10 protein-coding genes are annotated in these 15,243 nt (G+C 60.7%); 5 read left to right on the top strand and 5 right to left on the bottom strand.

Translation table 11 applies throughout. The annotated features are described in order from the left end of the window. Positions 1 to 33 precede the first annotated feature (33 nt). Genes lpdA through CLM72_RS17155 form a run of 4 tightly spaced genes read right to left on the bottom strand, consistent with a single transcriptional unit; the run spans position 34 to position 4,979 of the window. A complete protein-coding gene (gene lpdA, locus CLM72_RS17170; protein ID WP_105227241.1) occupies positions 34 to 1,413 on the bottom strand; it encodes a dihydrolipoyl dehydrogenase in 1,380 nt (459 codons plus the stop codon). A 4-nt stretch (positions 1,414 to 1,417) separates the two neighbouring features. Beyond that, positions 1,418 to 2,683: a dihydrolipoamide acetyltransferase family protein gene (locus tag CLM72_RS17165; protein ID WP_105227240.1), complete on the bottom strand. Its 1,266-nt coding sequence runs from the start codon at positions 2,681 to 2,683 to the stop codon at positions 1,418 to 1,420. Then, positions 2,684 to 3,742: an alpha-ketoacid dehydrogenase subunit beta gene (locus CLM72_RS17160; protein ID WP_005789444.1), complete on the bottom strand. Its 1,059-nt coding sequence runs from the start codon at positions 3,740 to 3,742 to the stop codon at positions 2,684 to 2,686. Position 3,743: 1 nt separating this feature from the next. Beyond that, the gene (locus CLM72_RS17155) at positions 3,744 to 4,979 is read right to left on the bottom strand and encodes a 3-methyl-2-oxobutanoate dehydrogenase (2-methylpropanoyl-transferring) subunit alpha (protein WP_105227239.1); all 1,236 of its coding nucleotides are present in this window, start codon (positions 4,977 to 4,979) and stop codon (positions 3,744 to 3,746) included. A 195-nt stretch (positions 4,980 to 5,174) separates the two neighbouring features. Between CLM72_RS17155 and bkdR the strand changes: the two genes are divergently transcribed. After that, the gene (bkdR, locus tag CLM72_RS17150; protein WP_003174877.1) at positions 5,175 to 5,663 is read left to right on the top strand and encodes a Bkd operon transcriptional regulator BkdR; all 489 of its coding nucleotides are present in this window, start codon (positions 5,175 to 5,177) and stop codon (positions 5,661 to 5,663) included. 681 nt (positions 5,664 to 6,344) lie between these two features. On the opposite strand, the gene CLM72_RS17140 is transcribed toward bkdR, so the two are convergent. Beyond that, complete coding sequence (locus tag CLM72_RS17140; protein WP_072446136.1) at positions 6,345 to 7,208, bottom strand: MBL fold metallo-hydrolase; 864 nt, start codon at positions 7,206 to 7,208, stop codon at positions 6,345 to 6,347. Between the two features lie 94 nt (positions 7,209 to 7,302). Between CLM72_RS17140 and CLM72_RS17135 the strand changes: the two genes are divergently transcribed. From CLM72_RS17135 to CLM72_RS17120, 4 genes are all read left to right on the top strand, one after another. Then, a complete protein-coding gene (locus tag CLM72_RS17135; RefSeq protein WP_003174875.1) occupies positions 7,303 to 7,638 on the top strand; it encodes a helix-turn-helix transcriptional regulator in 336 nt (111 codons plus the stop codon). Between the two features lie 51 nt (positions 7,639 to 7,689). Beyond that, positions 7,690 to 8,934, top strand: a complete 1,245-nt coding sequence (locus tag CLM72_RS17130) for an FAD/NAD(P)-binding oxidoreductase (RefSeq protein ID WP_105227237.1) — start codon at positions 7,690 to 7,692, stop codon at positions 8,932 to 8,934. After that, the gene (locus tag CLM72_RS17125; protein WP_032896475.1) at positions 8,935 to 9,741 is read left to right on the top strand and encodes a sulfite exporter TauE/SafE family protein; all 807 of its coding nucleotides are present in this window, start codon (positions 8,935 to 8,937) and stop codon (positions 9,739 to 9,741) included. Positions 9,742 to 9,878: 137 nt separating this feature from the next. Then, a complete protein-coding gene (locus tag CLM72_RS17120; RefSeq protein WP_105227236.1) occupies positions 9,879 to 15,152 on the top strand; it encodes an SET domain-containing protein-lysine N-methyltransferase in 5,274 nt (1,757 codons plus the stop codon). The last annotated feature ends 91 nt before the right edge of the window (positions 15,153 to 15,243 follow it).

The raw sequence follows: 15,243 nt of genomic DNA, 5'->3' as shown, positions 1-15,243 counted from the left end.
AGCTGGCTTGCCTGCGATAGCCACGCCACGGTTTTACAGGTGCAACGCGTGCCCCAATGCCCGCAGCGCGGCTTCCTGCACCGCTTCACCCAGGGTCGGATGGGCATGAATGGTGCCGGCCACATCCTCCAGGCGCGCGCCCATTTCCAAGCTCAGGCCAAACGCAGTGGAGAGTTCCGACACCCCAGCCCCCACCGCTTGCCAGCCAACAATCAAGTGATTGTCACGCCGCGCCACCACCCGCACGAAGCCGGCCTTGGACTCCAGCGTCATGGCCCGGCCATTGGCGGCGAACGGGAAGCTCGACACAATGCAATCCAGGCCAGCCGCCTTGGCCTCGTCCGGGGTCTTGCCGACCACCACCAGTTCCGGGTCGGTAAAGCACACCGCCGGAATTGCCGCCGGGTTGAATTCGCGGGCCTTGCCGCTGATCAGTTCGGCAACCATTTCGCCCTGGGCCATGGCCCGGTGCGCCAGCATCGGCTCGCCACTGAGGTCGCCAATGGCGTACACGTTGCGCATGCTGGTCTGGCAGCGGCTGTCGATCTTGATCGCCGCGCCGTTCATGTCCAGGTTCAGCGCTTCGAGGTTCCAGCCTTGGGTGTTGGGTTTGCGCCCCACGGCGACCAGCACCTGGTCGGTGTCCAGCGCCAGGGTGTCGCCATTGGGTGCACGTACTTGCAGCTTGTTGTCGGCAAAACCGGTGACGCTGTGTTCCAGGTACAGCTTCACGCCGAGTTTCTTCAGGGATTCAGCCACCGGCAGGGTCAGCTCGGCGTCGTAGGCCGGCAGGATGTGCGCCTGGGCCTCGACCACACTGACGTCGGCACCCAGCTTGCGGTAGGCAATCCCCAGTTCCAGGCCGATATAACCACCGCCCACCACGATCAGGCGCTTGGGCACACGGGTCGGTGCCAGGGCTTCGGTGGACGAGATAATCGGCCCGCCAATCGGCAGCATCGGCAGGTTGACGCTTGTCGAGCCGGTGGCCAACAGCAGGTGTTCGCACTGGATGCGTTGCTCGCCCACCTCGACGGTCTTGCCGTCGATGACTTTGGCCCAGCCATGGATCACCTGCACCTTGTGTTTTTTCAGCAGTGCGGCGACGCCGGTGGTCAGGCGGTCAACGATGCCGTCTTTCCATTCCACGCTCTTGCGGATGTCCAAAGTCGGCACATCCACTTCAATGCCCAGCTGCGAGCCCTGGCTATGGTGCACGGTTTGCTGGAACTGCTCGGCCACATGGATCAGCGCCTTGGACGGAATACAGCCGATGTTCAGGCAGGTGCCGCCCAGCGCCTGGCCTTCCACCAGAATGGTGGGGATGCCGAGTTGGCCTGCGCGAATCGCCGCGACATAACCGCCGGGGCCGCCGCCGATAATCAGCAGCGTGGTGTGCAATGTCTGAGTCATGCCCTTACTCCAGGAACAGGCTGGCGGGTTGTTCGAGCAGGCCGCGAATGGCCTGGATGAATTGCGCCGCGTCCATGCCATCGACCACGCGGTGATCGAAGGAGCTGGAGAGGTTCATCATCTTGCGCACCACGATCTGGCCCTTGATCACCATCGGCCGCTCAACGATGCGGTTGACGCCGACGATGGCCACTTCCGGCAGGTTCAGCACTGGCGTGCTGACGATGCCGCCCAGAGCGCCAAGGCTGGTCAGGGTAATGGTCGAACCGGACAGCTCTTCACGGCTGGCCTTGCCTGTACGTGCGGCGTTGGCCAAACGCGCGATTTCTTCGGCAGTGCCCCACAGGCTGCGGGCTTCGGCGTGACGCACCACCGGCACCATCAGGCCCACGTCGCTCTGGGTGGCGACGCCCACATGCACGGCACCAAGGCGAGTGATGACCTGGGCTTCGTCGTCGTAACGGGCGTTGATTTGCGGGAAGTCGCGCAAGGCGACGACCATGGCCCGCACGATAAACGGCAGCAGGGTCAGCTTGCCGCGTGTCGCACCGTGCTTCTCGTTGAGGTGCACGCGCAACTCGTCGAGGGCGGTGACGTCGATCTCTTCCACGTAGCTGAAATGCGCGGCGCGGCGGGTGGCGTCCTGCATGCGCTGGGCGATCTTGCGGCGCATGCCGATCACCGGGATCTGGTGTTCGTCAGTGCGCTCGGCATACGGGTTGGCGGCGCTGGCGGCCGTTGTCGGGCCCTGGCGCAAGTAAGCCTCCAGGTCTTCATGCAGAATCCGGCCCGCAGGCCCTGTGCCCTGGACCAAGCGCAGTTGAATCCCTGCATCCAGCGCGTGTTTGCGCACGGCAGGCGAGGCCAACGGGCGTTCGCTGGCTTCACGGGCCACGGGCGCTTGCGGCGCTTTCACTGCTGCTGCGGGCTTGCTTTCTACCGGCGCCTGTACCGGTTTGGCTTCGGCCACAGGTGGCGCGGCCTTCGCCGGCTCGGCAACCTCCGGCATATCCTTGGTATTGCCTGCGCCTTCCACTTCAATGCTGATCAAAATGCTGCCCACTGCCATGACCTCACCCGGCTCGCCGCCGAGGGAAATCACCTTGCCGTGGACCGGCGAGGGAATATCCACCATCGCCTTGTCAGTCATCACATCCGCCAGCACCTGGTCTTCAACCACCAAGTCGCCGACCTTTACATGCCATACCGATAATTCAACTTCCGCGATGCCTTCGCCAATGTCTGGCATCTTGATAACGTGCGTGCCCATTCAGACCTCCATGACCCGTTTCAACGCCGCGCCCACTCGGGACGGCCCTGGGAAATACGCCCATTCCTGCGCGTGCGGGTAGGGGGTGTCCCAACCGGTGACGCGTTCGATCGGCGCTTCCAGGTGGTGGAAGCAATGTTCTTGCACCAGCGAGACCAACTCGGCACCAAAGCCGCAGGTGCGCGTGGCCTCATGCACCACCACGCAACGGCCGGTCTTTTTCACCGACTTGACGATGGTCTCCAGGTCCAGCGGCCACAGACTGCGCAGGTCGATGACCTCGGCGTCGATGCCGGTTTCTTCAGCGGCGACTTGCGACACATACACGGTGGTGCCGTAGGTCAGCACCGTCACAGCCGAACCTGGGCGCACGATAGCCGCCACGTCCAGGGGCACGGTGTAGTAGCCGTCCGGTACCTGGGCTTGGGGGTGTTTGGACCACGGCGTTACCGGGCGGTCGTGGTGGCCGTCGAACGGGCCGTTATACAGGCGCTTGGGTTCGAGGAAGATCACCGGGTCATCGTTTTCGATGGAGGCGATCAGCAGGCCCTTGGCGTCATAGGGGTTGGACGGCATCACCGTGCGCAGGCCGCAGACCTGAGTGAACACTGCTTCGATACTCTGGCTGTGGGTCTGGCCGCCATAGATGCCGCCGCCGCAGGGCATGCGCATGGTCAAGGGCGCAGTGAACTGGCCGGCCGAGCGATAACGCAGGCGCGCCGCTTCGGAAATGATCTGGTCAGTGGCGGGGTAGACGTAGTCGGCGAACTGGATTTCCGCCACCGGGCGCAGGCCATAGGCGCCCATGCCCACGGCCACGCCGACGATGCCGCTTTCCGAGATCGGTGCGTCGAACACCCGCGAGCTGCCGTATTTGGTTTGCAAACCTTCGGTGCAACGGAACACGCCGCCGAAGTAACCGACGTCCTGGCCGAACACCACCACGTTGTCGTCACGCTCAAGCATCACATCCATGGCCGAGCGTAGCGCCTGGATCATGGTCATGGTGGTGGTGGTCATGGCGGTTTCCAGTTCGATACTGTTGTTGTGGTCGTTCATGTCACACCCCCAGCTCTTGACGCTGGCGCTTCAAGTGCTCCGGCATCTCTTTATAGACATCCTCGAACATGGTCGCGGCGCTTGGAATCTGGCCGCCGGCCAGGGTGCCGTACTGTTCGGCTTCCTTCTGCGCCTTGACCACTTCGGCTTCAAGTTCTGCACTGACCGCCGCGTGTTCCTCTTCGGACCACTGGCCAATCTTGATCAGGTGCTGCTTGAGGCGGGCAATCGGGTCGCCCAGGGGGAAGTGGCTCCAGTCGTCGGCGGGACGGTACTTGGATGGGTCATCGGAGGTGGAATGCGGGCCGGCGCGGTAGGTGACCCACTCGATCAGCGTTGGCCCCAGGTTGCGGCGCGCACGTTCGGCGGCCCAGGCCGAGGCGGCGTACACGGCGATAAAGTCATTGCCGTCCACGCGCAGGGAGGCGATACCGCAACCGACGCCGCGTCCGGCGAAGGTGGTGGCTTCACCGCCAGCGATGGCCTGGAAGGTGGAAATCGCCCACTGGTTGTTGACCACGTTGAGGATCACCGGCGCGCGGTACACGTGGGCGAAGGTGAGGGCGGTGTGGAAGTCAGATTCAGCAGTGGCGCCGTCGCCGATCCAGGCCGAGGCGATCTTGGTATCGCCCTTGATCGCCGAGGCCATGCCCCAGCCCACACCCTGCACGAATTGGGTGGCGAGGTTGCCGGAAATAGTGAAGAAGCCCGCCTCCTTGACCGAATACATGATCGGCAACTGGCGGCCCTTGAGCGGGTCGCGCTCGTTGGACAGCAGTTGGCAGATCAGGTCCACCAGCGGCACGTCGCGGGCCATCAGGATGCTTTGCTGGCGATAGGTGGGGAAGCACATGTCGTCGATATTCAAGGCCAGGGCCTGGGCGCTGCCGATGGCTTCTTCGCCAAGGCTTTGCATGTAGAACGACATTTTTTTCTGGCGCTGGGCGACCACCATGCGGTTGTCGAAAATGCGTGTCTTGAGCATGGCGCGCATGCCGCGGCGCATGATCTCGGTGGAGACACCTTCGGCCCACGGGCCCAGTGCCTGGCCCTTATCGTCGAGCACGCGGATCAGGCCCTTGGCCAGGTCGGCGGTGTCGGCGGGCTCTACGTCGATGGCGGGTTTGCGTACCAGGCCGGCGTCGGTCAAACGCAGGTAGGTGAAGTCGGTCTTGCAGCCTGGGCGGCCCGAGGGTTCGGGAACGTGCAGGCGCAGCGGTGCATACGGCTGGGTCATGGCTTTCTACGCTCTATCTTGTGAATTTCTTGTAGTGGGCGCGCTAGCTGACAGTCAGTCTTCGGGTAGAAGAAATCTTGTCCTACAACAATCATAGGCGTGGCGTAGAAGAATATTTATCTCTGTTTCATTGCGTCGTCGGCTATTTGCGGATAAAAAAACTGCATAAACATAATAAACAGGTGATTTTGTCTCATGCGCAAACTGGACCGTACCGATATCGGCATTCTCAACGCCCTGCAGGAGAATGCCCGCATCACCAATGCCGACCTGGCTCGCTCGGTCAACCTGTCGCCCACGCCGTGTTTCAACCGGGTCAAGGCGATGGAAGAACTGGGGTTGATTCGTGAGCAGGTTACGTTGCTGGATGCTGATCTGCTGGGGCTGCACGTCAATGTGTTCATCCACGTGAGCCTGGAAAAACAGAACGAGCTGGCGCTGCAGCAATTCGAAGGGGCGATCTCGGATCGGCCTGAGGTGATGGAGTGCTACCTGATGGCCGGCGACCCGGACTATTTGATCCGCGTGTTGGTGCCCACGATCCAGTCGCTGGAGCGCTTCATGATGGACTTTTTGACCAAGGTGCCTGGGGTGGCGAACATTCGCTCCAGCTTTGCCTTGAAGCAGGTGCGCTACAAAACCGCACTGCCATTGCCGGCCAACGGCATCAGCCTTGGTTCCTGATTCAACACGGGACAAAATGTGGGCTTGCCTGTGATGACGGCACCCCACGATCCAACTGTGGGAGCTGGCTTGCCTGCGACGGCGGCCTGACAGCCGACGACTATCTACCTGACACCCTAACGATCCAACTGTGGGAGCTGGCTTGCTTGCGATGGCGGCCTGACAGCCGACGACTATCTACCTGATACCCTAACGATCCAACTGTGGGAGCTGGCTTGCCTGCGAAGACGGCCTCACAGTCAATGCAGCTGGATTGTGTACATATCCATTGCTGCGGTAACGGCCACTTAGGGTTCCGCCCTGACGGCGGCTCACTTTCGAAAAGCGCGAAAGTAAGCAAAGCGCTCTTGCCCCACCACTCGGCACCTCGCTTAGGCTCGGTGTGCCCGCAATCCGCCAGTGATTTGGGGGGCCGCCGCCACGCGCCATCCATGGCGCGGGGCGGCTAAACCGGCATCCCTGCCGGTTTACCCCCCAAATCCCTGTCGAATTCCGGCCAGCGTGGTTTAACGGGGCGCCTGAGATCAAGATCAAAAGCAGAGCAAGAGCAAGAGCAAGAGCAAGAGCGGCTCGCTTCGCATCGTGGTTACTGTTGGTCGTTATTGAGCTGTCTATCGGGCAAATAGGCCAACTGACCCACCGCTATCGCAGGCAAGCCAGCTCCCACAGGGGGCGGTGCTTCTAGAGTTGGTTGAGAGGGATTTTCAGGTACGTCACGCCGTTCTCTTCTGCCGGCGGCATATTTCCAGCCCGCACATTCACCTGGATCGCCGGCAGCAACAACGTTGGCATGCCCAATCCAGCATCACGCTGGGTGCGCATCTGTACAAACGCCGCTTCATCCACGCCATCATGCACATGAATATTCCCCGCTCGCTGTTCCGCCACGGTGGTCTGGCACTTGGCCTCTCGACCCTCGGGCGGGTAGTCATGACACACGTACAACTTGGTGTCCGAAGGGAACGCCAACAGCTTGCGCATCGACGCGTACAACTGCCGCGCATCGCCGCCGGGAAAGTCGCAGCGGGCGGTGCCGACGTCGGGCATGAACAGGGTGTCGCCCACCAGGATCAAGCGGCCGTCGATCAAATAGGCCATGTCGGCGGGGGTGTGCCCGGGCACATGCAACGCTTGGGCCTTCAAGTTGCCGATATGAAAGATTTCATCAGGCGCAAACAGGTGATCGAACTGCGAGCCGTCCACGCGAAATTCCGGCTCCAGGTTGAACAGGTTCTTGAACACGCCCTGCACCTTGCTGATCGACTCGCCTATCGCGATCTTGCCGCCAAGGGTGCGGCGCAGGTAGGGCGCGGCGGACAGGTGGTCGGCATGGGCGTGGGTTTCCAGCAGCCACTGCACGTGCAGGCCATGCTCGCGCACAAAGGCAATCACCTTGTCGGCTTGTGCCGTATCGGTACGCCCCGAAGCCGGGTCGTAATTGAGCACCGAGTCGACGATGGCGCAGGGGCCGCCATCGGCTTCATAGACGATATAGGTGTAGGTCGACGATGCGTCATCCAGAAAGGCTTGAATCAACGCTGGCATGGCGGCTGTCTCTGCTGAAGAAAAAAGTGGTTACAATCAGTTTACGTTTACACATAATGTTTTGAGCTTAAGTGACATAAAGGACCCGAGGCAAATGGAATCTACGTTGAGTGAGGGCGAGGTCGCCCAGTTGCGTGCATCGGCGTCCAAGGCCTGTGCCTTGCTCAAGGCCCTGGCCAACGAAGATCGCTTGTTGATCCTGTGCCAGTTGACCCAGGGCGAGCGCAACGTCGGCGAGCTGGAAGCCCTGACCGGCGTACGCCAGCCCACCCTGTCACAACAGTTGGGCATCCTGCGCGATGAAGGGCTGGTCGCCACCCGTCGGGAAGGCAAATACATTTTCTACGGGCTGGCCAGCCACGAAGTGATTCAAGTGATGAAGACCCTGTCCGGGCTGTATTGCGGCGCGGTCATAAAAAGTTGGGCGTGACGCCATCCGGCAGCGACCCTTGTGTGCATTGACTCAAAAAGGCAGTAGACAATGACCGAACAACACTGGGGACCCACCATCAGTGGCGATATCGTAGTCATCGGCGGCGGCTCGGCAGGCATCGGCCTGCTGGCCAGCCTGCTCAAGCGTGACCCGCACCTGAACATCACCCTCATCGAACCTAACGACTACCACTGCTACCAGCCGGCCTGGACCCTGGTCGGCGGCGGCGCCTACGACCTGCACAAGACCCGACGGCCCCTGGCCGATGTGCTGCCCAATGGCGTCAGTTGGGTGCAGGCCGCCGTCAGCGAACTGCTTCCCGATGAAAACACCCTGGTGCTCGACAGCGGCCAGCGCGTCACGTGGAAGAACCTTATCGTCTGCCCTGGCCTGCGCCTGGCCTGGGAAAAAATCGAAGGCCTGCAGGACACCCTCGGCCAGCACGGTGTCACCTCCAACTACAGCTACGAGCATGCCGCGTACACCTGGCAGTTGGTGCAGCAGCTCAAGGGTGGCAAGGCGTTGTTCACCCAGCCGGCGATGCCGATCAAATGTGCCGGCGCGCCGCAAAAAGCCCTGTACCTGTCCTGCGACCACTGGCTCAAGCAGGGCGATCTCAAACACATCGACGTCGAGTTCAACCTGGCCGGTGCCGCGTTGTTCGGTGTGCCAACCTTTGTGCCGCCGCTGATGAAGTACGTCGAAAAATACAACGCTCGCCTGGCGTTCAACTCCAACCTGGTGAAAGTCGACGGCCCGGCGCGCAAAGCCTGGTTTGAAGTCAAAGACGCCGAAGGCAACGCGACGGTCGAAGAGAAAACCTTCGACATGCTCCACGTCGTACCGCCGCAGTTGTCCCCGGACTTTATCCGCCAGAGCCCGCTGGCCGACGCCGCCGGCTGGTGCGAAGTGAACCCCCATAGCCTGCAACACCTGCGCTACCCGCATATCTTCGGCCTGGGCGATGTGTGCGGCACCACCAACGCCAAGACGGCGGCAGCGGTGCGCAAGCAAATTGTGGTGGTGGCCGAAAACCTGCTGGCCCTGCGCAAGCAGGCACCTTTGCCGCTCAAATATGACGGCTATGGTTCCTGCCCACTGACGGTGGAGAAGGGCAAGGTGGTGCTGGCCGAGTTTGGCTATGGCGGCACGTTGCTGCCGACCTTTCCCCTCGACCCTACGCAAGCACGCCGTTCGATGTGGTTCCTCAAGGCCACGCTGCTGCCGTGGTTCTACTGGAATGGCATGCTCAAGGGCCGCGAGTGGCTGACCCGTCTGAGCAAGGTGGACTGAATGCTGCTCGCCAGTCTGTTAGGGGTATTGATGGGCCTGGTCATGGGCCTGACTGGCGCGGGCGGCGGCATCCTTGGGGTGCCGGCGCTGGTGCTGGGGCTGGGCTTGACCATGACCCAGGCCGCGCCGGTGTCATTGCTTGCGGTGGGCGCAGCGGCAGCGGTTGGCGCCATTGATGGCTTGCGTCATGGCTTGGTGCGTTACCGTGCGGCGTTACTGATCGCCCTGCTCGGGGCGCTGTTTTCGCCGTTGGGCGTGTTTGTCGCCCACCAACTGTCGGAACCGGTGCTGATGGGGCTGTTCAGCGCGCTGATGGTGCTGGTGGCCTGGCGCATGCTGCAACGGGAAAAGCGCGAGGCTGGGCCGAGTGACCATGGTGCGGCGTCGTGGGGCCAGAAAAACTGCATGCTCAACCAGCAGACCGGTCGCCTGGCCTGGACCGCCAAATGCAGCGCCACCCTGGCGGCGTTGGGAGCCGTGACCGGCGCCGTTTCAGGTTTGCTGGGCGTGGGCGGCGGCTTCCTGATCGTGCCGGCGTTCAAGCAACTGACCGACGTGCAGATGCGCGGGATCGTCGCCACGTCGTTAATGGTGGTCAGCCTGCTGTCGCTGATCGGCGTGGCCGGTGCGTTTCATGCGGGCGTGAGCATCGAGCCGGTGGGCTGGGTGTTTATTGGTGCGAGCGTCGTCGGCATGTTGGCGGGAAGGCGGCTGTGTTCGGTGATCCCTGCGCGGGTGTTGCAAGTGGGGTTCGCCAGCCTGTGTGGAGTGGTGGCGATTGGGATGCTAGCCAGCGCGTTGCTCTGACGCTGTACCTGTGCACTGTCACGAAATCTTGTACTTGGTCAGGAACCTCCTCATTGAGCGGTGACACTCAGTGAACGGCCGCAAGCGCCGAAACGCGCTTTTGCCTGGATGATTCTTCGACTATGCACAGGCGCTTTATGACAATTACCGCAGCACATACGCATTTTTCGCTTCCCTTGGCAGCAGCTGAAAAACGGCCACCGCTTGTGGCCGATGACCTTGAACCGTCGTTGACGCCCCAGCGTCCCAGCCAGAATTTGCCATTACCCAACAGTCCTGTCTTCTCACTGGGCCATTTGGGCGGGGCATTATCCTGGCCAAATCCCTTGAGTGCAGATGCGCAGCGGCGTTTGCGCCTTGCGACGATGAATTACGCACACCCTCTGGGCGACCAGCCGCTGGTGATGCAAACCAAGGGTGGCGTACTGGAGTTCCTGCGGTATCGCCAGCCGCTGCCGGCAGAAGTGGGGAGCGACCCGGCCAAAATACTCGAAGCGCTGGTCAATTCCCCGCAAGGGCAACGGATGGGCAACGCGCTGCAGCAAACAATGCAGGGCATTGACAGCGAAAGCAGCGCGAGCGATTACCTACTGGCCGCTATCGCATTGCAGATGGACCCTGAGTCGATCACCGCACCCGATTGCAACAGCGTCGCCGGGTTTGATCTGGGCGGTGACACGCATGGGGGACACCACGCATCCACGGTGGTGGCTGGCTTGGCCGAACATTTGAGTCGTACTGGCAAAACCAGCGCTGCACTGGCAAGTGTCGGCGCGTACCTGTTGCTGGCCAAGTCGGCGCCGCAATTTCTGATCAAAGACATTCCTGCGACGGTGAAAGTCGGCAGCCAGGCATGGGCCAGCCTGGCGATTGCTGCGATGACGATTGAGGCGCAGACGCCGGGCAAAGTCCCCGGCATGACGTTTGCCCAGGTCATGAGCGAGGCACAAGAAGCACGGCGGGTTGACCCAGGAGTTACCCAAGCGGCAGAGACGGTGGCATTGCTGGACTGGGCCGTGGCCAGTGGCGTTCTCACAAAAAGACAGAACGGCGACTATCCACCCGCGCAACTTGAATCGGCAAGGGCCGCATTCAACGCGCAGTTGGACACCCGGCTCACTGCCTCCCACGCACTGGATAAGGCATTGCCCACGCGAAAAGAGATCGCCCTGACCAAGCTCAAGGAGCGATTTGGCGACCTTGGCGCGTTTTTCGAAGAAAAAGTATTTGCTGTTGATCAGCACTACGTAAAGATTGAAGGGGGAGGGATTTCGCTCTTGGATGTCGCCATGGACGACTGGCTGGAGTCCCGGCCTTTCAAGGCGCACGAACCCAGCAGCTCGCTCAAGGGCAACGACCTGCAAAGGGTACTAACGGGTTTGAACGCCAATCGACAATTTGGCGTGCCGGCAGAATTCGAACGGCAGTTCAGCCGTGCAATGGAGGAAAAAAAGGCCGCCGTCAATACAACGGTCAGGCACATGATCTCGCAACTGCCCTTACAGGATCGCAAGCATTTCGAGTTTGGAAACGTCAGTTTTTTCCAGAAAGGCTCATACGTCATGGATGGGCATTTCAATAATACGTATGCTCAAAATGAACCGGGGCTGCTGGTCAAAACAGAGCTGCAAGGCACGTCGCACGCCTACGTCATCGACTTCAATAAAGGCACGATTGAAAAGACGAGCCTTTACAATACAAAGGTTAAGGAAGACAGGGATGGCAACAAGGTTTCGACGACCAAACTATTCACGCCCAGCCATAAAGCCGATGATCTGGGACGTGGGCGACCGCTGAATAACGCGCCTTGGGATAGCTTTACCAGCGCTCGATCCCATGGGGTTGCCACGGCGTTTGTCGAACACTTGGACCTCGACGATCCCGCTATCAAACAGCAGGCCCGTGGGCAAACCGCCTTGGACAAGGCGAACGCACAGTTGAGCGAGTTTTTGTTGAACCTGATCCCGTTCAGGTCCGCCATTGTCAATTTTCAGAACGGGCAGTATGGCGCGGGTGCTTTTGACCTCTTGCTGGATGTATTCGGTTTTCTTACCGCCGGCACCGCCACCGCAGGAAAGTTGCTCAAGGTCGGCCGTTCTGCGTTGTCTGCCGGGGCCAAGGCATTGCGGGCGGTCAAGGTCATCGGCGTGGCGACCATTGACGTACTCAACCCCGTCGGCGGGGTGGGCGATTTGCCCAGGTTGGTGGGTAGCGCTGGTCTCTATGTATTGTCCAAAGGCCTCAAGGCCGTCAACAAGCTCAGGGGCGCCACCGGCAGTTATGACGTGTTGAAGGCGATCAGCAAACAGTACGAAGCCGCCGCAACGGGCACCGTGAAGGTGGCAGGCCAGACGGTGGAGGGGGCCGCGGTGCTCAAGGGTGGCAAGTGGTATGCATTCGATGCCGACGCGATGCGGCCTTATGGCGGCCCGCTCGATGAGTTCAAGGCCGCAACCCATGCTGTCGACGGTGAGGTGGACACTGCGAGCTTCGATGGGCCAAGTGAGTTGAGCCATGAGCTGTTCGGGCACTTCAAAGTGCCTGAATCCAAAATCGCAGGGCTCACACGCAACAGCCAGGGCGTATATGTGGCAGCCGATGGGCACTCCTCGCACATACGCCATACCGACAGCAACGGTGACACAGCGGTGTATGAGGTGCGCCAGGTGTCTCGCACGGAAGAGGGCGTCGTGCAGGCCCGGGTTTATCACAACAACCGGCAAACCGAGTTGTTGGTTCAGCATGTACAAGGCGACGAATGGCAACGCCTGGGTGCACCCGGCGGCGGGCAGATCACTGCTGAGCTCTTGAAGGCCTGGGAGGCATTGTCGCCGCAGGAGCAGATTAGGCTGACCCGAAAGGGCTTTGCCAAGCAGAATAAACTCACACAGAAAACCTTTGAGTTTTTCGTAAAGCCAGACGGTCAGTTAACCGATAGCGGCGTGCTCGTGCGTGATCGCCCTGCCAACGCATTCACCGCAAAGGTGACCGAAACGCATGTGCGTGAGTGGAAAAACATGACCCAGGCGCAGCGTGACGAAATGACCCAGGAAGGGTTTGCTGTTCTTCATAACCTTCGGCCGGGTACTTTCAAAACGTATGCGCGCAAGGACGGTACCCTGATGACCCGCGGGGAAACGCTGATCAACTCCTCTGTTCCCACCAAAAGTAACCAGATTACCGATGATCATTTACGCCAGTGGGATGAGCTTTTCAGGCAACCAGGCAACTCATTGACGTCAGCGCAGTTCGTGAGCCAGCACGGGCTCAGCCAACGTAGCTGGGCGCAGTACGTCAACGCGGATGGCTCGTTGAAGGGGGCGGGCGCGCAGCGTCTGGAACGCGCACTGCAAAGCGCCGCACGGGCGTCCGCTGTTCAGGCCCAGACCCCCATGGCCGATCATTTGCGCGCTTGGCAGGCGTTATCATTGGAGCAGCAGCAAAGCCTTACCCCCGCAGGCTTCGCCCGGCAGCAACATCTGCACCCGAAAGTGTTCAATCGCTATGTAAAACCAGATGGTCAGTTGACCGCTATCGGCGTGGCGGTGCGCGACCGTGCACCCAATACGCCATTTTATACCGTGACTGAAACCCATATCCGTGATTGGCAAGACATGCCACAGACGGAGCGTGACGAAATGACGCTCGAGGGGTTTGCCGAGCTTTATCACGTTAATCCAGGCTCATTCAAAACCCATGTGCGGCGAGACGGTACATTGGGGCCGGTCGGTAGAGAACTGATGGACAGGGTGGTCGGTATTGCCCCTAACAAGATTACCGACGACCACCTTCGCCAGTGGAAAGCCTATTTCGAGGACCCGAATAATGCGATCACGCAAGCGCAGTTCACAAGCGAGAACGGGCTCCATCCAGGCACTTGGAGAGACTGGGTCAACGCTGATGGTTCCTTGAAAACGACCGCCAGCGAACGCCTTGAGCGCGCCGCACTGGGCCCGATCACCCATGTTCCGAGGGCGCGCATGGAGTTGATCACGGCTGGGCATTTGCGCGAGTGGGAGGCGTTGCCGCCCGCGCAGCAACAAAGCCTTACACGCAGGGGCTTTGCTCGCCAGAAACATCTATCCCCGAGAACCTTTGAGTATTACGTGCAGCCTGACGGCAAACTGAGCCCTGCCGGTGTGACGGTGCGCGACCGCTCTGCCAACATGGTGGCGGGCAGGGTGACCGAAACGCATATCGATAGGTGGCAAAAGCTGACTCAGCAGGCGCGTGAGACCATGACCATGGAGGGGTTCGCCGTTCAGCATAACCTGAGTGTGCATTCGTTCAGAGCGTATGTCCGTCCTGATGGTGGCCTGTCGGCGGCCGGCGAAGCCCTGATGAAGAATGTAACCGATGGCGGCTATCGCAGGATTACCGGTGACCTTTTGCGTCAGTGGCAAGCGCTTGCCGAGAGCGCAGACAACTCCGTCACGCAGGCGCAGTTTGTGCAACAGCACAGGCTTAGTCCAGACCTTTGGAGTAAGTACGTGAGAGCGGACGGCTCGTTTACAGCGATCGCCTCGCAACGTTTCAGACGGTTACAGCAAGGCACCGGGCCGCGCCCCGTTCCTGAGCAATCGATTACAGAAAGTCCACGAAAACGCCCCGCATCAGAGCCCTTGGACCCGCCACCATCAAAGGTCGGCGCCGGCACAACGCAAGGCCTGGAGGCCCCAGCCCCCGCTGCGACAGTTCCGCCCGTGGTGATCAAGGTTGAACCCAGCGATTTCCCGACATTGCCTCGTCATCAGATCGACAACACGCTGCCGATTCTGCAGGACCCGGTGAACCCCAGAATCAGCTTGACCCAATCACTCGAAGGCCCGATCGATGACATCCGCATCTCCCACTGGAATGGCGTGCTCGATGGGCTTGATAGCCCGACTAAGGCGAGGGTTTCAGCACAGATCAAGGCGTCGATCAAAGACTGGCTGCGCACCGAAGGCCAGCATCAGACCCGATTTGACGATGCCCTGGAGGTGGTCACGCCGTTGGACGATGGGGGGCCGGCTCGCGGCGCTTCGGTATGGGCGCGGCGCGATATCCCCCAATTTGAAGTGCTTGGCCCTTATGCAGGCAAATACCATGCAGACGAAGCGTCACTGTTCGAGGAGCAGCGCAAGCAAGGTTCGCGGGCTGTAATGACTTACCTGTTCGGTACGCGCTCGGGTACCCGGACGGTGAGCGGCCTGCACACGGGCAACACCCTGAGCCTGATCAATACCTCGCAACTGGGCGAGGGGCCTGCGTGGATGTCCAACAATGTCGTGTCCATCGCGGTCGGGAAAAACCTGACGTTCTATGTGGCGCTCAAGGACATCAAGAGAGGCGAGGAGCTACTGCTGGACTATGGACCGTTCTATAAGCCGGTGCCTGATATAGCGATCAAGCCGGACCCTGATCGCTGAGTTCAAGCGCTGGGCATGTAGCCCGAACGAAGGGGCAAGACAAATGATCCCAGGCAGTGGACCCCATTTGACTGTGCCCCATTGACGATCA

The organism is Pseudomonas sp. MYb193, assembly GCF_002966775.1.
GTDB classification, from domain to species: domain Bacteria; phylum Pseudomonadota; class Gammaproteobacteria; order Pseudomonadales; family Pseudomonadaceae; genus Aquipseudomonas; species Aquipseudomonas paracarnis.
Note: the sequence above shows the minus strand (reverse complement) of the source record. Positions and strands in the feature narration are given on the sequence as shown.